24 protein-coding genes are annotated in these 22556 nt (G+C 45.6%); 16 read left to right on the top strand and 8 right to left on the bottom strand.

Annotated elements, in window-relative coordinates; translation table 11 throughout:
* Window positions 1-4: 4 nt before the first annotated feature.
* Both BUR09_RS10970 and BUR09_RS10965 read left to right on the top strand, forming a co-directional pair.
* Window positions 5-739 carry a lysophospholipid acyltransferase family protein gene (locus BUR09_RS10970; protein ID WP_074216971.1) on the top strand — a complete coding sequence of 245 codons (735 nt, stop codon included), beginning with the start codon at window positions 5-7 and terminating at the stop codon, window positions 737-739.
* A complete protein-coding gene (locus BUR09_RS10965) occupies window positions 718-2373 on the top strand; it encodes a ribonuclease J (RefSeq protein ID WP_074216970.1) in 1656 nt (551 codons plus the stop codon). The genes BUR09_RS10970 and BUR09_RS10965 overlap by 22 nt, the downstream gene beginning before the upstream one ends.
* Before the next feature lie 87 nt (window positions 2374-2460).
* On the opposite strand, the gene BUR09_RS10960 is transcribed toward BUR09_RS10965, so the two are convergent.
* The 3 genes from BUR09_RS10960 to BUR09_RS10950 form a co-directional block, all read right to left on the bottom strand.
* Window positions 2461-2982 (bottom strand): hypothetical protein, encoded by a 522-nt coding sequence (locus BUR09_RS10960; RefSeq protein WP_074216969.1) that lies wholly within the window; start codon window positions 2980-2982, stop codon window positions 2461-2463.
* 8 nt (window positions 2983-2990) lie between these two features.
* Window positions 2991-3575: a hypothetical protein gene (locus BUR09_RS10955; RefSeq protein WP_074216968.1), complete on the bottom strand. Its 585-nt coding sequence runs from the start codon at window positions 3573-3575 to the stop codon at window positions 2991-2993.
* A gap of 111 nt (window positions 3576-3686) precedes the next feature.
* Window positions 3687-4229 carry a hypothetical protein gene (locus tag BUR09_RS10950; RefSeq protein WP_074216967.1) on the bottom strand — a complete coding sequence of 181 codons (543 nt, stop codon included), beginning with the start codon at window positions 4227-4229 and terminating at the stop codon, window positions 3687-3689.
* Between the two features lie 250 nt (window positions 4230-4479).
* Between BUR09_RS10950 and BUR09_RS10945 the strand changes: the two genes are divergently transcribed.
* The 14 genes from BUR09_RS10945 (at window position 4480) to fliS (ending at window position 17992) form a co-directional block, all read left to right on the top strand.
* Window positions 4480-5262, top strand: coding sequence for a fumarylacetoacetate hydrolase family protein (locus tag BUR09_RS10945; RefSeq protein ID WP_074216966.1), 783 nt, complete (start codon window positions 4480-4482; stop codon window positions 5260-5262).
* A 225-nt stretch (window positions 5263-5487) separates the two neighbouring features.
* Window positions 5488-6252, top strand: a complete 765-nt coding sequence (gene rpsB / locus BUR09_RS10940; RefSeq protein WP_074216965.1) for a 30S ribosomal protein S2 — start codon at window positions 5488-5490, stop codon at window positions 6250-6252.
* Window positions 6253-6275: 23 nt separating this feature from the next.
* A complete protein-coding gene (tsf, locus tag BUR09_RS10935; protein ID WP_074216964.1) occupies window positions 6276-7091 on the top strand; it encodes a translation elongation factor Ts in 816 nt (271 codons plus the stop codon).
* Between the two features lie 67 nt (window positions 7092-7158).
* Complete coding sequence (locus tag BUR09_RS10930) at window positions 7159-7929, top strand: glycosyltransferase family 2 protein (RefSeq protein WP_139296821.1); 771 nt, start codon at window positions 7159-7161, stop codon at window positions 7927-7929.
* A gap of 56 nt (window positions 7930-7985) precedes the next feature.
* Window positions 7986-9527: an aminotransferase class V-fold PLP-dependent enzyme gene (locus tag BUR09_RS10925; RefSeq protein WP_074216962.1), complete on the top strand. Its 1542-nt coding sequence runs from the start codon at window positions 7986-7988 to the stop codon at window positions 9525-9527.
* Between the two features lie 26 nt (window positions 9528-9553).
* A complete protein-coding gene (gene pyrH / locus BUR09_RS10920; protein ID WP_074216961.1) occupies window positions 9554-10270 on the top strand; it encodes a UMP kinase in 717 nt (238 codons plus the stop codon).
* Between the two features lie 2 nt (window positions 10271-10272).
* Window positions 10273-10827, top strand: coding sequence for a ribosome recycling factor (gene frr, locus BUR09_RS10915; RefSeq protein ID WP_074216960.1), 555 nt, complete (start codon window positions 10273-10275; stop codon window positions 10825-10827).
* Between the two features lie 170 nt (window positions 10828-10997).
* Window positions 10998-11741 carry an isoprenyl transferase gene (locus BUR09_RS10910; protein WP_084539442.1) on the top strand — a complete coding sequence of 248 codons (744 nt, stop codon included), beginning with the start codon at window positions 10998-11000 and terminating at the stop codon, window positions 11739-11741.
* Entirely contained in the window at window positions 11734-12537 is an 804-nt protein-coding gene (locus BUR09_RS10905) for a phosphatidate cytidylyltransferase (protein ID WP_074216959.1), read from the top strand. Before BUR09_RS10910 ends, BUR09_RS10905 begins: the two co-directional genes overlap by 8 nt.
* A gap of 20 nt (window positions 12538-12557) precedes the next feature.
* Entirely contained in the window at window positions 12558-14003 is a 1446-nt protein-coding gene (locus BUR09_RS10900; RefSeq protein ID WP_074216958.1) for a pyridoxal phosphate-dependent decarboxylase family protein, read from the top strand.
* Between the two features lie 8 nt (window positions 14004-14011).
* The gene (gene dxr, locus BUR09_RS10895) at window positions 14012-15220 is read left to right on the top strand and encodes a 1-deoxy-D-xylulose-5-phosphate reductoisomerase (protein WP_074216957.1); all 1209 of its coding nucleotides are present in this window, start codon (window positions 14012-14014) and stop codon (window positions 15218-15220) included.
* A gap of 35 nt (window positions 15221-15255) precedes the next feature.
* Window positions 15256-16329: an RIP metalloprotease RseP gene (gene rseP / locus BUR09_RS10890; RefSeq protein WP_074216956.1), complete on the top strand. Its 1074-nt coding sequence runs from the start codon at window positions 15256-15258 to the stop codon at window positions 16327-16329.
* Window positions 16313-17089, top strand: a complete 777-nt coding sequence (tsaB, locus tag BUR09_RS10885) for a tRNA (adenosine(37)-N6)-threonylcarbamoyltransferase complex dimerization subunit type 1 TsaB (protein ID WP_074216955.1) — start codon at window positions 16313-16315, stop codon at window positions 17087-17089. The genes rseP and tsaB overlap by 17 nt, the downstream gene beginning before the upstream one ends.
* A gap of 375 nt (window positions 17090-17464) precedes the next feature.
* A complete protein-coding gene (fliS, locus tag BUR09_RS10880; RefSeq protein WP_074216954.1) occupies window positions 17465-17992 on the top strand; it encodes a flagellar export chaperone FliS in 528 nt (175 codons plus the stop codon).
* 106 nt (window positions 17993-18098) lie between these two features.
* Here the strand turns inward: fliS and BUR09_RS10875 are convergent, their stop codons facing one another.
* From BUR09_RS10875 to BUR09_RS17225, 5 genes are all read right to left on the bottom strand, one after another.
* Window positions 18099-18827 (bottom strand): hypothetical protein, encoded by a 729-nt coding sequence (locus BUR09_RS10875; RefSeq protein ID WP_139296819.1) that lies wholly within the window; start codon window positions 18825-18827, stop codon window positions 18099-18101.
* Window positions 18828-18966: 139 nt separating this feature from the next.
* Entirely contained in the window at window positions 18967-19302 is a 336-nt protein-coding gene (locus BUR09_RS10870) for a hypothetical protein (protein WP_074216952.1), read from the bottom strand.
* A gap of 17 nt (window positions 19303-19319) precedes the next feature.
* Window positions 19320-20732 carry a zinc-ribbon domain-containing protein gene (locus tag BUR09_RS10865; protein ID WP_074216951.1) on the bottom strand — a complete coding sequence of 471 codons (1413 nt, stop codon included), beginning with the start codon at window positions 20730-20732 and terminating at the stop codon, window positions 19320-19322.
* Window positions 20733-20833: 101 nt separating this feature from the next.
* Complete coding sequence (locus BUR09_RS16865) at window positions 20834-21814, bottom strand: YIP1 family protein (RefSeq protein ID WP_074216950.1); 981 nt, start codon at window positions 21812-21814, stop codon at window positions 20834-20836.
* Window positions 21815-21925: 111 nt separating this feature from the next.
* A complete protein-coding gene (locus tag BUR09_RS17225; protein WP_407645273.1) occupies window positions 21926-22474 on the bottom strand; it encodes a YIP1 family protein in 549 nt (182 codons plus the stop codon).
* Window positions 22475-22556: the final 82 nt, after the last annotated feature.

Genomic DNA, 22556 nt, shown 5'->3' with positions numbered 1-22556 from the left:
ACGTATGATACGCACAATCTGGTTTTATTTTTCATTCTTGCTTACGACACTGTATGTCTGCATTTTTATGCCGATTGCAGCCGCTATAGATAATTCTGGAAAAATGGTTCGTTATTTTGCCATGCTCTGGTGCAAAGCCGCGCGCGATTGCTCCCAAATTAAGCTTATTACAGATACGGACAATATTCCTACTGATCAGCCTGTGATTTTTGTTGCTAACCATCAGAGTCAATTCGATATCCCGCTTTCTACAGTTGCACTGCAAAAAGCAATGCCAGCTTTTATGGCTAAAAAGAACCTGCAAAACCTCCCACTTATCGGGCGCTGTTTCAGACTTTTCGGAAACATTTCCGTAGACCGTACCAACAGACGTGCAGCAATGCAGTCTCTTGAAGCTGCAGCTACCACTATCCGTAATGGCCGTTCTGTTATTCTTTTTCCGGAAGGCACACGCCAAGAACAGTTTGAAGAACTCGGTGACTTCAAAACCGGTGCAATTATGCTTGCATTAAAAGCAGGGGTTCCAATTGTACCTGTCATTATTGAAGGTACCGGTGATATTCTACCTAAAGGCCGCATTGCTCTCGGTACCCGCAAAAAAGTGTATATTACAGCAATGGAACCTATAAGCACTGCCGAATACACCGTAAAGCAACGTAACGAATTCAGCGACATGCTCCGCGAGCGTATGAACAAAAAATACATGGAGATGCGTGCATGTCACAAGAAGGAAGCCTAACTCTAACACCACTGGGTGGCATGGGCGAAATCGGTATGAACTGCACTATGTGGTCTACCGAAACAACAACCGTTATCGTAGATTGCGGTCTTATGTTCCCGCACGACTACCATCTCGGTGTTGATGTTGTTATCCCGCAGTTTGAGCACATCCTTAACCAGAAAGATAAAGTTAAAGGAATCGTGCTCACCCACGGACATGAAGACCACATCGGCGCCCTTCCATGGCTTATCCGCTGGCTTAGCGTTCCAATCTACGGCTCCCGCTTTACCCTTGCACTCGTTGAAAGCAAGCTGCGCGAGGCAGACCTGCTCAACCGCACAAAGCTTATTCCTGTAGCACCAAGGGAACGCGTAGAACTTGGTGACATGACCTTCAACTTTTTCCCTGTTTGTCATTCTATCATCGAAGGCTACGGCTTCGGTGTTGAAACTCCTGCGGGTAAAATTGTCCACACCGGTGACTTCAAACTCGACAACACCCCGCTCGACAACCACCGAACCGACCTTGAAGCCTTCCGTGCGTTCTCCGAAGACGGGGTAGAGCTTCTCCTTTCCGACTCTACAAACGTTGAGCGCGAAGGATTTTCTTTAAGCGAACGAGACATTAAAAGTGCTTTTGAAGAGCTTTTTGCCAATGCAAAAGGACGTATCATCGTAACCCTCTTCTCAAGTCATATACAAAGAATCCAACAAGTTCTCGACATATCAGCCCGTTACGGACGAAAAATTGCCGTCTCTGGCCGCAGTCTTGTTAAAAACATAGAGATAGCCAATGAGCTTGGTTTCCTTCGCATCCGTACTCCATTATACATGGACACACGGGAAATGCCGGAGTTACCGGACGAAGAAACCGTCCTGCTCGTTACCGGTTCACAGGGCGAGCCGCTTTCTGCTCTTTCCCGAATTGCACGTGGAGAACATAAGCATCTCGCAATCAAAGAAGGCGACACTGTTGTCATGTCTTCAAGGGTCATCCCCGGTAACACACTGGCGATCACACGCATGATCAATGACATGTATCGTATGGGGGCAGAAGTATACTATGAAAGCTTCCGTAATATACATGCCTCCGGCCACGCCTACCGTGAAGAACTCAGCGAGATGTTGCAAAGCGTATCTCCAAAATTCTTTATTCCTATTCACGGTGAATACCGACATCTGGTAAAGCACTGCCGCCTTGCACACCAATGCGGTGTTGAAAAAGACAACACATTTATTATTGAAGACGGACAGCCTGTCACCTTATGCAACGGAGCTCTTACCCGCGAAGCACCACTTGAAATGGAAGAAATTCTCGTGGATGGTAAGGGTGTAGGAGACGTGGGACTTACCGTTTTGAAAGAACGCCAAATTCTTGGCGGAGAGGGTATGGTGGTGGTCTTCATGGTGCTGGATGAACAGATCTGGGAAATCCTGCACGGCCCGACTATTGTCTCCAAAGGTTTTATCTTCGAAGCCCATTACGATCACGTTCTGGAAGACGCAAAATGCATCATTCTTGAACTTCTCGAGAACATCGGTCCAGAAGACATTGAGCTGCTGCAAGACAGAATACGCTCCAGCCTACGCCGATTCTTCCGAAAAGTGTTGGAACGTGACCCTGTTGTCGTTCCGGTTATCACCATGGTATAAAATAGTTATTACAAAAAAACCCGCTCAGGTTAGCCTGCTCGGGTTTTTTTCTTTTCTTATGTAAGGAACAAACGAAATAGTTGAATACTATCGTTCCATCCCTTCTGCTTTCTCTTTAACAAGCCGCAACATTATTCGTCGAATCCATCCGCTAAAGGGTTTTATAAACAGCCAATAGCAGTGGAAGAAGACCTTGGACATTGTACCGGTCACTGCAACTCTCGTTTCCGTACTCAAGCGAGTTGTCGTATCATCAATTCTGCTACACTGATAATTGCATCCAATGCGCATGCGGGCAGCCACACTGTTTGTAGCAAAAGCCTCTCCACTCTCAATGGGAACAGGGGCCTTATTTACCATAAGCCCTAGTACCAACTCATGTGGAGATTCTTCACCAAGCAAACTAAAATGTCCCTGATCGACCAACCCTTGTATGGTCAAATGCGTTGAAGGAATCCCGCGCAATTTAAAAAGCGTGGCAATTGTCTTTGATGCACCAAAATCCACACATTTCAAAGCATCAAATACAGATTCAACCGGCTTGTTCACAGTTATTTCGTGATACTCAACTGCATCAAACTCAGGGAGTAGCGAATCGAGAAGTCCCATAGTCGAGCTTACTCCTTCGTGAGAATAAAAAACGAATTAGACAATGCTTCACGGGGAGTGCGCAACGCCACAACCAAAAAGATTATCCATGTCGCTAAGCTGATAATATTTTCAAAGTTCTTCAGCTCCGCAGGAGTCACTATATTCTGAACCATAAGAGCACTTCCGATTAATGCCAACAGCAAGGGGATAATAAACATTACTATAGGCAAAAAAAGTGGATGTCTTCCGGCAAGAACACTTATCTGCCGTAACCAACAGTAAAGAACATAGATTCCCAACCCAAAAGAACAGGAAAGTAAGACAACGCTGCCAATAATAAAAGCCTGTGCTTGTTCCTGTAACGCAACGGCCCCGACGCCTACCAACAACAGGATGATTATTAACAATAATTTTGTGTTGGAACCGTTACCAAGGCGATACGCTGTATACATATTCCATATAGGAATAATCCAATGCCACCATGGTGCAGCAATATTTCTTCGCTTTGCAATTACCCAGCAAGGGAGAACTACTAAGATTGAGTACAACGTAAATCCGGCTATACAAAGTAACACCATTGCCACTACTCCGGTTTCACTCATCTGTGGCATACTTCCCTCCAGTCTTAAGCAAAAAATCCTGACACATTCAGGGATACCACACCGCGCAGAGCAACACCGTTATTTCATAGCTGCATAGCTAGCCGTACCTACTTAACGCCACTACAGGTAACAATTCCATCCAATAAGCTCAGCCTGTCTTTTTATGATCTTCAGCATACGTTTTCTAATCACGGAACTGAACGGCTTAAAGAACATCCAATACGCGCGAAAAATCCTGCGGGTAAAGTTGGATAAACACAATACACGAGTTTCTGTTGTTATCCTTGTTAGCCCCGGACTAATTTCAAACAAACTGAAATTCCAAGCCACCTTAATCTTGGCAGAAAGAGAATCTGTTAAAAATTCTTTTGCACTCGAAATGGGGACAACCCGCTTATTTGCTAAAAAACCAATTAGATGTTCAACAGGATAATTCTCAGCAAGACGAGAGAAGCCTATATCTTCCACAAGCCCCTGCAACGTCATCCTGCGGGTCGGTAATCCACGGAGTTTGAATAGTGTCACAATCAGTGTAGACTTTGAAAGATCCACATTTTTTGCAATTTCATACACCTCCTCAATGGGGCTATGAACAATAATTTCGTGACACTCAGTAAACGTATACTCAGGTAAAAACTTATCAATCAAAGCAGACTCTGACATTACGGGCTCCTGACAGAAATACAATATCGGCCATTACTATCAGACTGAAATTACTTTTAAAAACTGTTTCAATAATAATTGGATAAACTGCGCAATCGTACATAAAAAAAAGATGATTTAATACTTTTTTTGTTACAATGACCAATATTTGCACAACTATTGTCACTCTATAAAAACATAACACTGTCGTAATCATAGATTGGCTCTGTAAGCCATCCACAAAGTTCATAGTTCATTACAGGAGTGTGTCATGAAGATAGTTCGAGTCCATTATCAGTATAAAACATTCTATGCAGCCCTTGAAGACGGACTATTACGCTGCCTCACTCCACAAATTGGAATCACAGAACGTTTTCCACTGGAGCAGGCACAACTTCTCCCACTGGTGACACCGTCCAAAGTTGTCTGTGTCGGACTTAACTATAAAGACCATGCGGCAGAACTTGGAATGCCGCTTCCAGAAGAACCTATGTTCTTTCTCAAACCACCTTCCTGCATCATCAACACAGGTCAGCCAATTTATCTTCCCCCGCAATCAACACGAGTCGACTATGAAGCAGAGCTTGCCATTATCATAGGACGTGAAGCTCGATTCCTCGCTCCTCATGCAGTGCCGGAATATATTTTTGGTTACACCTGTGCCAATGACGTAACTGCACGCGACCTGCAAAAAAGTGACGGGATGTTCGGAAGATGCAAAGGCTTCGACACGTTCCTGCCAATTGGCCCCTGGCTTGAGACCAATATTCCAGACCCGTCAGACTTGACAGTGAAGCTATATAAAAATGATCAATTGATGCAACAGGGGCACACTTCTGATATGCTCTTCAGTCCATTTGAACTTATAGCAGACATATCCCACGTCATGACTCTATTACCCGGAGACGTTATTCTTACTGGAACACCGCATGGTGTAGGCCCTATTCAGGAAGGTGACGAAATACAGGTAGAAATTAAGGGCGTTGGAACACTAATCAACCCCGTAAAGAAATTTACACAGCAACAAGATGCCGCTGGGCTTCCTGTTCAATAAATTCTGCGATACAATCGCACACTGGCAGTACAAATATCATACAGAAAAATGTGAATGAATGGCATCAACACTTGCCAAACACATTTATTCGCAGTATGTATCCCTGCCTTTTAATACAAAGCACACTCCGACGCATCTTCCCTGGGTGCCTTTGGAATTCGTAAGGTTCTAAAGGTGGCGGGACTTGGCTCGGGGTGGAAGAAAAACCCATTGAAGGAGATTACAATGGCTTACGTAACTATGAAACAAATGTTGGAAACTGGTGTACACTTCGGTCACCAGACCCGTCGTTGGAACCCAAAAATGCGTCCATTCATCTTTGGTGCTCGTAACGGCATCCATATCATGGACCTCCAGCAGACCGTAAAACTTTACCGTCGCGCTCACGACAAAGTTGTTGAAACTGTTGCTAACGGCGGCAAAGTTATCTTCATCGGCACCAAGCGCCAGGCTCACGAAGCTGTGAAAACTGAAGCTTCCCGTGCTGATCAATACTACGTAACCAACCGCTGGATGGGTGGTACCCTTACCAACTTCCAGACTATCCGTCGCTCTATCGACCGCCTCAAAAAGCTCGAAGCTATGTTCGAAGACGGCAGCGTAAACCGCTACCAGAAAAAAGAAATTCTGAGCCTCCGTCGTGAAATGGACAAACTCGAAGCTACTCTTGGTGGTATTAAAGACATGGAACGCCTGCCACAGCTCGCGTTCATCGTTGACCCTAAGCGCGAAGACATCGCTGTTAAAGAATGCCGCAAACTCGGTATTCCTATCGTTGCAGTAACTGACTCTAACTGCGACCCTGACGTGATCGACTACATCATTCCAGGTAACGACGACGCTATTCGCGCTATCAAGCTTTTCGTATCTCACATTGCTGATGCATGTGCTGAAGGCGGCGCTATGGCTAAAGACGGCAAAGACGCTGAAGCTGAGATGGTTAAAGCTGCTGAAGCTGCTGAAGCTGCTGAAGCAACCGCATCCGAATAATTCATTCAGAGGGAGAATAGATCATGGCTATTACTGCTGCTATGGTTAAAAGCCTGCGCGAAAAAACCGGCGCTGGCATGATGGACTGCAAAAAAGCACTCGTAGAAAACGACGCAGACGAAGCTGCAGCACTCGACTGGCTCCGCCAGAAAGGTCTGTCCAAAGCTGCTAAAAAAGCAGGTCGCGCTACCTCTGAAGGTCTCGTAGGCTGCGTAGTTGAAGCTAACCGCGCTGCTATGGCAGAATTTAAATGCGAAACTGACTTCGTTGCTCGTAACGAAAAGTTCCAGGAAATCGCTGCTAAATTTGCTGCTGACGTTCTCGAAAACGGTGCTGAAGATTTCGCTACCCGTGTTGAAGCTGACGTTAAAGAAGCTATCGCTACCCTCGGTGAAAACATGTCTGCTGGCCGTGCACATCGCATGGAACTTTCCGGCGAAGGCGTAATCGGCTCTTACATTCACTCCAACGGCAAAATCGGCGTTCTCGTTGAGATCCTCGGTTCTGACGATGCAGAAATGGCTAAAGGTGTTGCTATGCAGATCGCTGCTACCACCCCTGTAGCTATCGACGAAGACGGCGTACCTGCTGACCTCGTTGCTCGTGAACGCGAAGTTCAGCGTCAGAAAACTCTCGAAGAGGGTAAGCCTGAGAACATCGTAGACAAAATCGTAGACGGTCGTATGGCTAAATTCTTCAAGGAAATCACCCTTGTTAACCAGCCTTACATCCGTGACGACAAAATGACTATTCGCGACCTTCTTAAAGGCGCAACAATTGCTTCTTTCGCACGCTTCGAACTTGGTGAAGACGACGCTAAAGAAGAAGACGCTGAATAGAAAAACTACGGTTATCTAACAGCTGATAAGGGGGGAGAGTTTTCTCTCCCCTTTTTTTAAGGAAAAAATTATGCCTTCAATCACTGGATTAGTTCTCACATACAACGGTGAAAGACTTCTCGACAAGTGCCTTGCATCGTTATCTTTTTGCGACAAAATCATCGTTGTAGACTCTTTTTCTACTGACGAGACACTGTCCATTGCTGAAAAATATAAGGCAACTATCCTTCAGAACCCATGGGACGGATTTAAAAGTCAGTTTGAGTTCGGCCTAAAACACATTGAAAGTGAATGGGTTATTTCACTTGATCAAGATGAAATTTGTTCAACAAAACTGAAGGAAGAAATCCTTAAAGAGCTGGATAAGACCGACTCTTCCACTACCGCTTTCCGTCCACGCCGACGTAATTGGTACTACGACCGCTTCATGAAGCACTCCGGATGGTACCCTGACAGATTGATCCGCATATTCCGTCCTGAATATCTCACAGTTACACAAAGCGGCTCACACGAATCCTTCAAGGCATCCGGTACGGTCAAAGATATCGACGCAGACATACTACACTACCCTTACGAAAGCTTTTCTCACCACCTCAGCAAAATCAACCTGTACGCTCAGGAAGGGGCAGACGATCTCAAGAGAAAACACCGAAAGGGCGGAATCACTGTAGCATTAGCTCATGCTATAATGCGTTTTATAAAAATTTACTTTTTCAAGCTTGGTATGCTTGATGGCAAAGCCGGATTCATCAATGCAATGCACGGCTTTTTTTATGTGTTCTTGAAATACGTTCGTATTAACGAAGGGGACTGGGGCACACCTTTTGATTCAGAATGATAAATGGGCGAGCTACAATTCCTTTTTCATTCCCTCAGTACTAAGGATCATTTGATATGAACAATATCCCTAAACTCATCGACATCGAAACACATAGAACAGAACAAAGTGGTTCCCTGTCTGTCATACAGTCTAATACACACCTGAATTTTCCAATTCGTCGTGTGTACTACATTCACAGCATTGAAGACGACAAGGCCCGTGGTTTTCACGGTCATAAAAAGCTTCAACAGTGCATTGTAGCCACATCTGGTCATGTCACTCTTAGCCTTGAAGGATACGGAAAGACATACTCATTCGAGTTAGATGCACCAAACAAAGGTGTACTTGTTCCAGCAGGATACTGGCGTGAAATGAGTAATTTTTCTAACGATGCCGTACTCATGGTACTAGCTTCTGACGACTACGAGCCGAAAGACTATATTCATGACAAACAAGAATTTTATGCATTCGATGCAAATCGAACCAACGTCGAAAAAGTAGGCTACCTTGCAATGCATCGACGTTATGAAGAATTTCGTCTCCAGTTGCAGCAGGTAACCGAAGAGGTTCTTGATGAAACAAGCTACATCATGGGCCCTCGACTCGAAAAATTTGAAGAGTCTTTCGCAGAATTCACAGGAACAAAATACTGCATCGGCACAGGTAACGGACTTGATGCTCTCGAAATCATTCTTAGAGCTTCTGATATTGGTGCAGGAGATGAAGTAATTGTAAGTGCTGGCGGTTTTATCGCCACACTCCTTGCGGTAATGCGCGTCGGAGCTACACCAGTACTTGTTGATTGCACCCCTTGGGGCAACATCAATCCGGTAAAAATTGAAGCAGCAATAACTAACCACACTAAGGCCATCTTACCGACACATCTTTACGGTATTCCAGCAGAGATGGATGAAGTGCGCAGCATCGCTCAAAAACACAACCTTCTTGTATTTGAAGATGCATGTCAGGCTCATGGTGCAGAATACAAAGACGGCACCTGTGGAGCACTTTCTGATGCAGCGGCATTCAGCTTCTACCCAACCAAAAACCTTGGTGGATTTGGAGATGGCGGCTGTTTAACAACAAGCAATGAAAAAATTGCCCAAACGGCAAAAAAGCTCCGTAGTTACGGTGCAGCTATAAAATATCACCATGAAATTGTTGGATTCAACTCCCGATTAGACGAAATGCAGGCGGCATTGCTGCAATTCCTTCTTCCATACCTGCCGGAGTGGAATGCAAAACGTCGGGAATTGGCATCGTTATACCTTAATCAATTATCAGTGATTGAAGAAATTGAGCTACCTGTGGTACATGATCATTCGACACCTGTCTGGCATGTGTTCCCAATCATGGTACCAAAAGATAAGCGCGACGCTTTTTGCAATCATCTTACAAAAAATCATATTGGGTACAACATCCACTATCCATTGGCCATGCATCTGCAGCCATGTTGTAGCCATTTACAGTATAAAGCAGGAGATTTTCCTGTAGCTGAAAAACTGGCAGCCTGCGAAGTCAGCCTGCCTCTCGATCCGTACCACACAACGGAAGAGATCAACTTTGTTATCAAGGCTGTTCTAGCTTTTTTCGAACATGAATCCGCAAAAAACTAAACAGCCCGAAACCATATGGGGAATAAATGGGAAATTTAAAGTTTAAACGTGTGCTTATTAAGCTTAGCGGCGAAGCACTTGCCGGTGACGGCAAATTTGGTATTGACCCGGAAACAGTTGCAGGTGTCTGCACAGAAATCGCAGAACTTGCTGATATGGGACTTGAGATTGCGCTCGTTATCGGCGGCGGCAACATATTCCGCGGTATTTCCTCTTCTGCAAAGGGCATGGATCGCTCCTCTGCTGACTACATGGGTATGATGGCAACTGTAATGAACGCAGTTGCTGTTCAGGATCAGCTTGAAAAACTGGGCCACCCAACCCGCGTTCTTTCTGCTATTACTATGCAGGAAGTTTGCGAACCGTACATCAGACGCCGTGCAGAACGCCACTTAGAAAAAGGTCGCATCGTCATTTGTGCAGCCGGTACTGGCAACCCGTTCTTCACCACCGATACCGCTGCAGCACTGCGCGGTATGGAATTAAAATGTCAGGCTATCATTAAAGCTACCAAAGTGGATGGCGTTTATGATAAAGATCCTGTAACAAATGATGATGCAGTTATGTTCAAGTCCCTCAGCTTTATTGAGGTACTTCAGAAAAACTTGCGAGTAATGGATTCTACTGCCATTTCGCTGTGCATGGAAAACAATGTACCAATTCTGGTTTGCAACCTGTTCAAGGGTGACGTCCGTAAAGTTATCCTTGGTGAAGATGTTGGTACAATCGTACACGGAGGCTAATCATGGATGAGATTCTTCTTGATGCCGAAGAAAGAATGGAAAAAGCACTGGTAGCACTCGATCGTGAATTCGGTCGCCTTCGCACCGGTCGCGCACACGCTAGCCTTGTTGACCACATCGTGGTTGACTACTACGGCGCACCAACCCCTATTGGACAGCTCGCATCCGTTGCTGTTCCTGAAAGCCGAACTATTACTATTCAGCCTTGGGATAAGGGTGCTTTTCCTCTCGTAGAAAAAGCTATCATGAACTCTGACCTCGGTCTGACCCCAATGAACGACGGTAAGCTCATCCGCATCTCTATTCCGATGCTGACTGAAGAACGTCGTCGTGAACTTGTTAAGCTTGCGAAGAAGAGCGTCGAGGATGCAAAAATTGCTATCCGTAACGTTCGTCGTGATGCTAACGAGCAGATTAAAAAGCTTGAAAAAGCAAAAGAAATTTCCGAAGACGATTGTCGTAGCGGCCAGGATGATGTTCAGAAACTTACTGACTCATTCGTTGCTAAAGCAGACGTAAAAGGTAATGAAAAAGAAGCAGAGATCATGGAGATTTAATTTCCAGACTGCTTCGGCTGAATTTCAGTCATCAAAAGGCCGGATGTCCTATCCGGCCTTTTTTGTTATCCTGTCATCCCCCGCCAGAACACCCTTTCTTGACGGGAGACGCCCTTTCCCCTTATAACTCAACGTTTCTTTTATTACTCAAACGCATGTTGAGGTGTGTTTTGTCAAATTCACAATTACTGGACTGGACAACCCCTGAAGCACTTCCTGTGCATGTTTCATTCATCATGGATGGAAACGGACGCTGGGCAAAACGAAGAGGGGAAGAAAGAACGGCGGGACACCGTGCCGGTTCTGAAACAGTACAGCGTGTTGTGCGCGAATGCCGGAAACTGGGAATCAAATACATCACCCTGTACACATTTTCCCGTGAAAACTGGGCACGCCCTAAAAAGGAAGTAAGCTTTCTCTTTGAACTGCTTGTCAGCTTTTTAAAGAAAGAACTTCCTTCCCTTATGGAACAAGACATTAGGCTCAACATTTTCGGTGAAATGAGTGACTTACCACTTACTGCTCGCACTGCATTGCAGCATGCAATGAAAAAAACCGAAAAGAATACCTCAATGACGCTTAATCTTGCTTTAAACTACTCTGGTAGAGAAGAGATTATTCGTGCTGTAAAGCAGCTGGTTGCTGATTCAGTATCTGCGGATGAAATAACAGAAAAAACATTTGCCGACAGACTGTACTCTTCCGGCATACCTGATCCTGACCTGATGATCCGCACAAGCGGAGAAATTCGCCTCTCAAATTTTATGCTCTTCCAGCATGCTTACAGCGAAATGTATTTCACCGAAACCTTATGGCCGGATTTCTCAATTGAGGAATTCCACGACGTGCTCAAGGCATATGCCGCACGGGAACGCCGTTTCGGCAAGACCGGAGACCAGCTTAACAATGACTAATTCACACAGACAACGTTGGACGACAGCCCTTATTGCCTTCCCTTTACTTATAGCCGTTCTTGTTATCGGCGACTGGGCACTGCTCGCAGGCCTTCTTGCAACCAGTGTAGTCGGACAATACGAGTTCTATTCCATGTTCTGGCCACGTCATGAAAAAATGACGCTCAAACTTTTTGGCTGCCTCATGGGCATCGCCATTCTCATTGCATCTTACCTTGCCCTTCCTACTGCTGTTATCGGCCTCATTGCCCTCACATTCTGGCTCAGCAACTTTGCATTTCTCGGTAAATACGGCATCAGCATGCGTGATGATGCAGACTTTACTCAGGCACAAATTCTTACAAACGGCGTGCTGTACCTGCCTTTGCTTCTTCAGGCCGCATTCAGCTTTCAACGTGTCGAACTTATCCTCGTACTGTTTGCCGCTTTTGCATCTGATATCGGTGGATTCTACGCAGGGCGTTTCTTCGGAAAACATAAAATCTGGCCTCGCGTCAGCCCGAAGAAAACTGTAGAAGGCTCCATCGGTGGCATGATCGGCTGCTGTATTATTACCCTTGCACTGGGATTAGGCTTCGGCACTGCTCCATGGTACGCGCTTATTCTGCTCGGCATCATACTTAACTGCGCATCACAGCTTGGTGATTTTTTCGAATCTGCACTTAAACGAACTGTCGGTGTAAAAGATTCCGGGGCAATCCTCCCTGGACACGGTGGTGTTCTTGACCGTGTGGACTCCATCCTTCTTGTGCTGCCAACCTACTGGTTTGCACAGAGCATTTATCCGTTCTTTTAACCTGCAGGCAGGAATGACTTATGGGTGAGACACAAACCCTTGATCTTGAAAACTTAGACAACCACCTTGAAAGAGTCACCTCTATCATTGGTGATTACATTAAGCACATCTCTGATGCACCAGTTGTTACCCAGACACCGATGGAAGACATCAGGGACTCTCTATTTGAGGATATGCCTATGGAAGGCACATCCCCAGATAAAATACTGGATCAGGTCGAAAAGTCTTTCAAATCTGTATGTACCAAAATCGGGCACCCTCGATTTCTGGCGTGGATCACCACCAGCCCTTCTCCTGCTGGTACTATAGGTGAACTGCTTAGTGTCGGTTTTAATCAAGCTCCCCTGCTATACAAGGGCAGTCCACCTGCAACAATTTTAGAAAAAGTAGTCCTCAGTTGGTTTGCAAAACTGTTTGATTACCCTGACACATGGGGCGGCACCCTTGTTTCTGGTGGTACAGTTGCTAACCTCATGGGAATGACCGTCGGTCGCCATGCACATGCTCCAGAAGTAGCAGACAGAGGTATGCAAGCTCTTAAGAAGCCCCTGATCGTCTATGTTTCTGATCAAGGGCATATGTCCATTTACCGTTCTGCGATGCTTCTTGGCATCGGTCACAACAACGTACGCAGTGTTCCAACAGATAATGAATGCCGCATGATTCCTGAAGAACTGCGCCGCATGGTGGAGGCAGACAGGATGGCCGGTATGCAGCCATACTGCGTTGTTGCACAGGCAGGTGCGGTATCCACAGGCTCAATTGATCCGCTAAATACCATTGCGGACATCTGTGAAGAAATGAATCTATGGATGCATGTAGATGCTTCATACGGTGGCGCCGCAATGATTTCAGATAACTTGCGCCACCTTCTTGATGGCATCAACCGCGCAGATTCCATTGCTGTAGACCCGCACAAGTGGTTTTTTATCCCTCTTGAATGCGGCATCACACTTTTTAAAAACAAGAAACAGCAAAAAGACACCTTTATCGCCAAAGCCGTATATCTTGGTCAGGAAACGGACTGGGATTTAAAAAACACAAACTTCCAGTTATCCAGACAGGGACGTGCTCTCAAGCTTTGGTTCGCCTTCAAAACATACGGCGTAAAACGTCTTGCTGAAATTGTTGACCGCAACCATGGTCATGCGAAACTTTTCCATAAACTCACAACTGAATCTCCAAACTGGGAACCGGTATGTGGTGTTGAACTATCCATGGCATGCGCCCGCTACATTCCTGACAACTGCTGTGCATGGTCAGAAGCAGAGCTTGATAATCTGCAAGTTGCCATCCTTAGCGAATTGGAAAAAAGCGGTCTCGGTTTTATGACTCCCGCACGTATTTGCGGCAAAGGCGTTATTCGTCTGTGCGTTGCCAACCACCGCACTACCGACGACGATATTACGCTGCTTTTCAACTTTATGACCGAGACAGGCGCAAAGCTTGCTGCTCAACATGCTTAGGATTCCCTGTGATACACTACATTTCATCACTACCGGACGCGACGTACGCGGCAACCTTTCCACGCTCGATAGTCATATTGGGCTCAACAGGTTCCATCGGTACTAGCGCGCTCAAAGTAATTGAAGAACAGCCAGAACAATTCACCGTTGTAGGCTTAGCAGGTGCCCGTAACCTCACCTTGCTAGCTGAGCAGGCTATTCGCTGGCGTCCGGCTTACCTTGCCGTTCTCACTGAAGAAGCAGCCGCTGAACTTCGCACCATGCTTCCAGCAGGGTATTCCCCGGAAATATTCGTGGGTGGTGATGGTTATGCTCAAATGGCACAACTGGAAGAGGCATCAACAGTACTTTCCGCACAGGTTGGTGCAGCAGGTCTTCGCGCGACCTTTGCCGCAGCTGAAGCCGGTAAAGTGATCGCACTTGCCAACAAAGAATCACTTGTTCTTGCAGGCGATCTTATCCGCGAAGTATGCAAACGCACAGGAGCTGTTCTCCTGCCGGTTGACTCTGAGCACAACGCAATATTTCAAGCCCTGTCAGGACACGACAAAGCTGAAGTCCGCCGAATTATCCTGACTGCATCAGGTGGGCCATTCCGTGGAAAGCAGCGTGATTTTCTATCAACTGTAACCAGCAAGGAAGCTCTTGCGCATCCTAACTGGTCCATGGGCCCTAAAATCAGCATTGATTCTGCAACGCTCATGAACAAGGGCTTAGAAATCATTGAGGCATATCATTTATATGGTGTTCCACTGGACACTATTGAAGTTGTAGTGCACCCTCAGTCTATCATTCATTCACTAGTTGAATACAATGACGGATCACAGATCGCCCACATGGGACCGCCGGATATGCGTATTGCCATCGGCTACTGCATTGGCTGGCCAAAGATCATGAAGACCGGAGTTACGCCGCTTGATTTAGTTTCCTGCGGTAACTTGACCTTTGAAGAACCTGATATACTTTCTTTTCCGTGTCTTGAACTGGCACGAGAAGCATTACGAGGCGGGAAAGGACTGTGTGTAGTTCTTAACGCGGCCAATGAAATTGCTGTAGATCTTTTCCTTAAAGATAAAATTAAGTTCCTGCAGATTCCGGAACTTATCAAAAAGGCAATGGACGCACACGATATGGTCACTCCTGCTTCTCTCGAAGACATCATAGAGCTGGATACTGCAACACGCGAACGCTCCTTAGAATGGGCACGCACCCTGTAGCCGGCACGACTTAACCCACGGAGTATCTAAGCAGTATGCTAAGCAGTGCAATTGCAATCATTCTTGTTCTAGGCGGGCTTATTTTCTTCCATGAGCTCGGGCACTTCAGCGTAGCCCGTGCTTTTGGTGTGGGCATCCGCACCTTCTCTCTTGGATTCGGCCCAGCAATATACAAGTTCAAGCGTGGTCGAACTGAGTACAGACTCTCCGCAGTACCTCTTGGTGGATACGTATCCATGGTTGGGGAGAACCCTGACGATGATATCAACTCTCCGGAGAATATAGAATTTTCTGAAGCAGACAGCTTTATAAAGCGTAAGCCATGGCAGCGGTTGTGTATCGTTGCTGCTGGTCCTATTGCCAACTTGCTGCTCTCATTTTTTATTTACTGGGCACTCTTCATCGCTAACGGACAACCCCAACTCATTCCTGAAATAGGCAGCGTTCGTCCAGATAGTCCTGCGGCTGTTGCCGGCCTGAAACAGGGGGACTCCATAAAATCTATTAGCGGAAACAATATTACATCCTGGGAAGATGTTTACATATCCGTCGCTAAAAGCGAGGGGAAAGAACTTCAAATGGTCATTTCCCGCGATGGTAATACCCTGACTTTTGACATCACTCCTTCCCTGCTTTCCCGTAAAAGCATTTTCGGAGAAGAGGAGCAATCGTACCTCATCGGCATTCTGGCTTCGGGAAAAACAGAGCAGATTGATCTCGGATTCTTCAGTTCTGCTTCAGCAGCTTTTGAAAAAACATGGTCAATGACCGTGCTCACCGTTCAAGGCTTTGTAAAACTTATTGAGCGCGTTGTACCTGCTGAAACTGTCGGCGGGCCGATTATGATTGCTCAACTTGTAAGCAAGCAGGCAGAACAGGGACTTGTTGCTGTTCTTGCTCTTGCGGCACTCATCAGCATCAACCTTGGTGTGCTTAACCTCCTTCCGATTCCAGTATTGGATGGCGGTCACATCGTAATGCTTGTATATGAAATGATCGTGGGTAAACCAGTTCCTGCCAAAGTAATGGACTACTCTATCCGCGTCGGAATTTTCTTACTGTTAACTCTCATGGTATGGGCCACATTTAACGATGTCCGCAGACTCTAAAAACACCCTTATTTTTAATAGTGCAGAAGCCCGCTTGCAAATAATTTGCGGGGAGCAGGGACAACTGCTTTTTTCTAAAGAACTCTTTTCTCCACGTCAGGGAATGCAGGTGTTGTTGCCTGCCCTCATGGACGGTCTGGAGAAAATGTCACTGTCTTTAAATGATATCGGACGAATTGCCTGTGTTCGCGGCCCCGGTTCCTTCACCGGTCTGCGTCTTGTGCTTGCAACAGCACTCGGTCTTGCACGCACTCACGGCTTCCCGATGGCCGGTATCGACTACCTTCCTGCGCTTGCAATGGATACCTGTACAATCACAGACAAGGAAGTTTGGGTTATCACCCACGCAAGACGTGGTCAGGTGCACTATCAAGCCTTTCAAGGATTCTCCTCTAATGGCCTGCCAAAGGCACTGATGGGGCCAACAGCCGGAACAATTGAAGATCTCGCGACTGCAATTAACACACGAAACACTGACACCGTACTACTTGGCACGGGCGTTCAAAAAAACCGTGAATTTTTTGAAGATAATATTCAGAATGCAGTTATTCTTGATGAGCGATTCTCACATCCTAAGCCGGAAGTCTTACTGGATATAGCAGCCACACTTGAATACGGAGATACTCCAGTTGCCCCACTCTACCTGCGACCATGTGATGCAGAAGAAAATCTCGACTATATTGTTTCTATGAAAGGGGTCGATCCGGATGAAGCACGTCAAAAACTTGCAGAACTGACCACCAGCCTTCCGGAAACATAAGATCACATCACTTCAAAAAAACATAAGGGTGAAGTACCATACTTCACCCTTTTCCTTTTTACACCCGCCAGATAGCCAAACAGAAAAAAAATATATCTCTGAAAGGCTAACCACTGTTCTTTATACAATCTTTATGATGTTCTTCTAAAGGCATCGTATTTAATGCCGATACACTTAGTAAGCACGAATGGTGACGAGTAGTTACGCCACCTCAGAGCTTGGCATTCACCTTGCTTTATCTATAGAGGCGTATTGCAAACAGGAAAATTTTGCCGCTTTCACATTACACTTTGTTCGTGTAATGTTCGGCAGTATGTTTACTGCAATCCCTCTAGTATCAATAATAGTTTGTTAGAAGTTTATGAGGAGCACGCAATGAAAACGGCCGCACAAGCCTATTTTTCTACTCAAGTTTCCACAACCTCACAGGGACAGTTGCTGATTATGCTGTACGAAGGCTGCATCAAGTTCTTGAATCAAGCCAAAACCAGCATTGAAGAAAAAGACGTGGCAAAAAAAGGCATGCTTATCACCCGTGCTATGGATATTATCAACGAGCTCGATAGTAGCCTTAACGCAGAAGCCGGTGGTGAAATTGCGAAAAACCTTCACGAGCTTTACCACTTCTGTAATACTCGATTACTGAAAGCTAACCTGATGATGGACACCACTTGCATTGATGAAGTTATCAAAATTATCGACGGCATCCGTGACGCCTACGCTCAGATTATTGATACTCCTGAAGCAATCGAAGCTATGAAAAACAATTCAGCCATGCCAAGTAAGCAGACAACAGCACACGCTAACTCCGGTGTCTTCAACCAGCAGCCTGTCAAGCCAGCAGCACAGCCAGCCAAACGTGTTGGTGCCGCCATGTACCAAAAAATGGCAACCTCCGCGTAGATCACACTCAATTTTCTTTGCTTGTAAATAAGCATAAAAAAAAGACCACATTATGATGTGGTCTTTTTTTATGTCCAATAGGAATTTTTTTCCGTCAGTACTTACATTAGAATGCTGCGTTCTCTTCTGAATTATTCTCTTCCTGCACAGCTGCCCACTGCCCTGTCCACTGTTTTACAGGATTTTTCATGGAACGAGCAATTGCAGTTGTAACAACCCACAACGGGTCAGAAGGGAGTCGGCTTTCTGCTCTAAACAGTAGGAAATCGCGGGTCCTATCTTTATCCATGTACGCAAACTGATTCATAGACCAAATCAAGGCACCATTTCTTGTATCGTAAATATCAACAGTAACGCCAAGTCGTGCCCCTGTAACACTGCCACCATCATAAAAATCAGTCAGCTTACCGGTTACCGCAAACAAGGCACCACGCTGACGAGCGAGGCGAATTGCGTAAGCAGGAGAATATGACGTTTTCAACTCTCTGAACTCAAGCACACAAAACGGTGCATCTCTAAGCCACTCTTGCCAAAACCCTTTAGCCACGGCTGTACCCGTTTCAAGCGGATCATGCAAAGTGACAGTTGGCAGAAACGGGAAAAATACTGCGGTTGGTGCTGCATCCGGTTTTGTTTGTGGAAACACAGACACATTCAAGTCACCACCACGAACCCATTCATCCCACACAATGGTGTCATCAAAGCGCATCTCCGGAGTAAAACCAGATGGAACAGGTTGGATTGAAGTTTGAACCTCGGGACTGGCACATCCACCAACTGTCAGCAAACCAGCGCAACACATTACCAGCATACAACATAATATTATTCGTTTCATAACAGCCCTTACTCAATGTCAGAAAAATGGCATTTAATTTTATCTTCCCTTAAACCCTGCAAAAAAAATGCCTGATAACAAGCGGCTTAAGTTAACCGAGTGCTTATCAGGCAATTTACTCAATTTTATTGCTGGATTTCTACTGAATGACATCCGTGGCAACTGGAGTTGCTTGCATTGTATTAAGCAAATGACGTTTTGAGTCGACTAAAGATTCATGCAGCTCCAACCGGCGCTGTACAGAAAGTCTCCGGAACTCAGCCCTACTGGTCAACTCAATAAGCTGCCCAGTCTCAGACTGAATACGTTTAATCCGATCCATAGGGGTTGCTTCTTCATTCGCAAACATTTCTGCCATCTGAGCTAATTCACGCAGTTCGGAAGCCAGTACTCGAATAGCCTCTGGAGATACTTTTTCTTTGTATCGGATGCTGTCTTTAATACTGCGAAACGCGTTAGCAAGCCATGCAAACATGTCCACAACTCCTTATGCTACATAAATGTAACTCCTGCAGCTACTGCCACGAGCGTTAACGCTGCAAACAATAGTAGAACAATACCTACCAGTACAACCGATTTAAATAATGACATATTATAACCAGAACGTACGCCGCTAACATATAATAAAGGTAGATACACAAGTGAAACTATCGCTCCAACAACAGGAAGCAGTAACCAACAAAAAGCACCGCTGCTATAGGACACTGTTTTAACACCGGTACTAAATGGAACAGAATCACCTCCTAGCAGCCTTGCTCCAATCGTAGTTGCGCCGCCAAGTATAAACGGAAATACAAGCAACATACTGCCAAGGACTGCCATTATTGCCGGAGCCACATTACCCCACACCAGTGTTTCAGGAATAAGTCCCTGCTGAGACAATATTGATTGCAGCACAGTGGCTACACTCGTCCAGTTGGCAGCCAAAAGTTGTACTCCGAACGCAATCCCCGCACAAGAAACAAAACACATAAACAGCGAAAAGAGCATAGGAAGCACCAATTGGGGCTTAGCATTTACTCCGCGCCAAAAACGAACCGGCTGCACAAACAACCCGCTGAACGTACTGAAAATTCGTCCAACCACGCTTAACCGAGAATCTTCCCAAGGAATAATGTTTACCTGTGAGCCGCATCCAGGCGCAAAAGACTCAGAGCACTCATGCTCATCCCCCATGGCGGCAATGGCATCCCAAATATCAGTATCACTTCCTGTTTCGGGTACGATATGCGCTGAAGCCGTCTCAACTGCACTGGACTCCTGTTCTTGCGCATATGCCCTCACAGCTTCCTCTTCCGCTTCTGTGGTGGCATCTATAGAAACAACGCCGCGCTCACGCAAAGCCTGAGCCGAAGCAGAACGCTTAATCAAAGCTCTTGGCTGCTCAGCTTCATCATCGGCGGCTTCCGCATACTCTTCAACAATTTTTGCCTGCACATCAACAGAAGGCGCTGACAATGTTTCATCGTCTTCTGTTGTCATATCCTTGGCAGCACCTTGCTGCATATCATCAGCGCTTAGCGCCTCAGAAGAATCTTGATCATTTTCTGCCTGATCTGCCTCTTCCTCTTTCAACAGCTGCTCTATTTCTTCCTGCATAGCCGCAACCATTTGAGACTCAATGTAGTCGTCTTCAATGCTTGCTTCAGGTTCATGACCATCGCCGGAAGCTTTCTTCATTGACGCAACCTCTTCAGCCTGTGACACTGTGTTTAATTCTTCTTTAACGCTCTGTGTCATTGGCACATCTTCTTCGTTGGCTACAAGAAGCTGTTCTTCGTCATGCAAAATGCGGAATCTAAATTTTGTTTTACAGCGCGGACACGTAGCAAGCTGTGCCTTAGCCGGAATTGAGCTTGCATTTATGTTTCGGGCAAACTGACACTCTGGACATGTTATAAGCATGAACCAACCCTCTTAAAATTGGACATATCCCACTCTACCAATCAGAGTGAGACGGACACTAACCAATACACTCGGGTGGCTGCAGTCACCTGTACCGTACGTTAGATAATCCCTTGCGATTTTAGACTATATACCACAAAGGACACAAGTACGAGTACCAGAATAATCACAGGGGGCAGCACACGACTATACGTCGTGTCATGCGCACTTTTCAGTCCTTTAACAATAATGACCAACTTCCAGACTCCGCCGATTAACGGGCCAACAACTGGCACAATAGAAAGAAGGTCAGCAGTTGCTGCATAACAGAGCACTCGAAGCGTAACTCCAAGCTTACCAGTAGCTGCTCCAGTCAGCTTTAATACTCCGTGAAGCACAGCTCCTGTCAAAAACAAGTACATTACGAGAATAAGCGGACTGATGAACATAATAGAAAAAAGCTCATCAATAGAAATCGGACCTACTGCTTCTGCAGGAATAAGCGGATTACCAAAAATACCCTGCCAGATGGTTTCAACAAGTACTGCAGCAAGTGAAATCAAAATAAAGTAACTGAACGGAATGGAAAACTTTCCTTCCTTATTCATAATCTCAAAAAATAAGGATGGCTTAAGCAATACGCCCTTTATTGTAGCTGCAATTGCAGGAAAGAAGCCAATCTCTTTTACTTCCGCCCATGGAACGTCATTCGGCATGCCATCCAAAGGCTGACCATCTGAATATACCATCCGTAACGGATCTTCTTCCGAAGATGGTTTGCTTGTATTCCAAAACTCATCTTCTGAAAAATCATCTTTTTCAGAAGATGTTCCCCGACGCATAGAAGGTGGGTACAAATCTTCCGGCTTCACCGGGCGCCGTGATTCCTCAAGCTCATCCATACCTGCATCCTGTGCTGATAGTGAGTCTGTCTGCGGTTGTTCAACATCCTGACCTAAAACAAAATCAGGTTCATTTTCTTCAGCTGGGCGGAAACGAAATTTTTTACTGCATTTCGGGCAGGTAGCGACAGTAAGATCAGGCGAAACTAAGTCCGGATTTACTTCACGCGTATACCCGCACTCTGGACAACGGATTTCCATATTCTATCCTTATATTGTTACGTGACAACCGACAGCAAACATAACAAAGCCGGAGCACTACTAAAGATCAAAGGGTATGACTTACATCAATGCCATATACAAAATCTTGCCTTAGGAAAAGAGTAGCCTGCACACGACAAAAAGCACTGAAAAATTCAAAGCAATAACAGGCAACACCCTGCTCCACTTGGTTTGGTGAACTGCTTTGAGACTGTAAGCTAGAAAAATTGAAGTATATATTACAGCGGTTATTGTTCCCGAATACGGAAAAACACTTAAATACAAACATGGCACAGCATAGCATACGCACATCATTGTTGCAGCATAAGATGCATTTTTGCCTCGAGCCATCCAAAGCAAAAAGTGTAAAAAAGCCGCCGAGAATACCAGTCCTAAGGCATAAAACGGCACAAGCATAACTTGCTGCCACATTATAGCCATTGGAGTCTGCCACAATGAAAACGCAAACACGATGCTGTAAGGAGCAAAATATCCATCACCAAAAAGCCCGACAAGATTTCCAAGCCCGATTCTGACAAAGGGAATGCTCATGAGAACTAGAACAGCCAAAAAGAGCCCACGATAACGTAGACGCTTGATTTTCCGTGTTGCAAAAAAATGTGTCGGTCTCACATACACATCTAAAAGCTTAACTATCATATATCTATTAATTATTTTGTAAAAAAGATGTGACACAACGTGTGCTGGCATATCTTATTATAATTCGTTATAAGACTACATA

The sequence above is a fragment of the Halodesulfovibrio marinisediminis DSM 17456 genome (assembly GCF_900129975.1).
GTDB classification, from domain to species: Bacteria; Desulfobacterota; Desulfovibrionia; order Desulfovibrionales; family Desulfovibrionaceae; genus Halodesulfovibrio; species Halodesulfovibrio marinisediminis.
The sequence above is the reverse complement of the archived record's forward strand: the minus strand, read 5'-3'. Positions and strand labels throughout refer to the sequence as shown.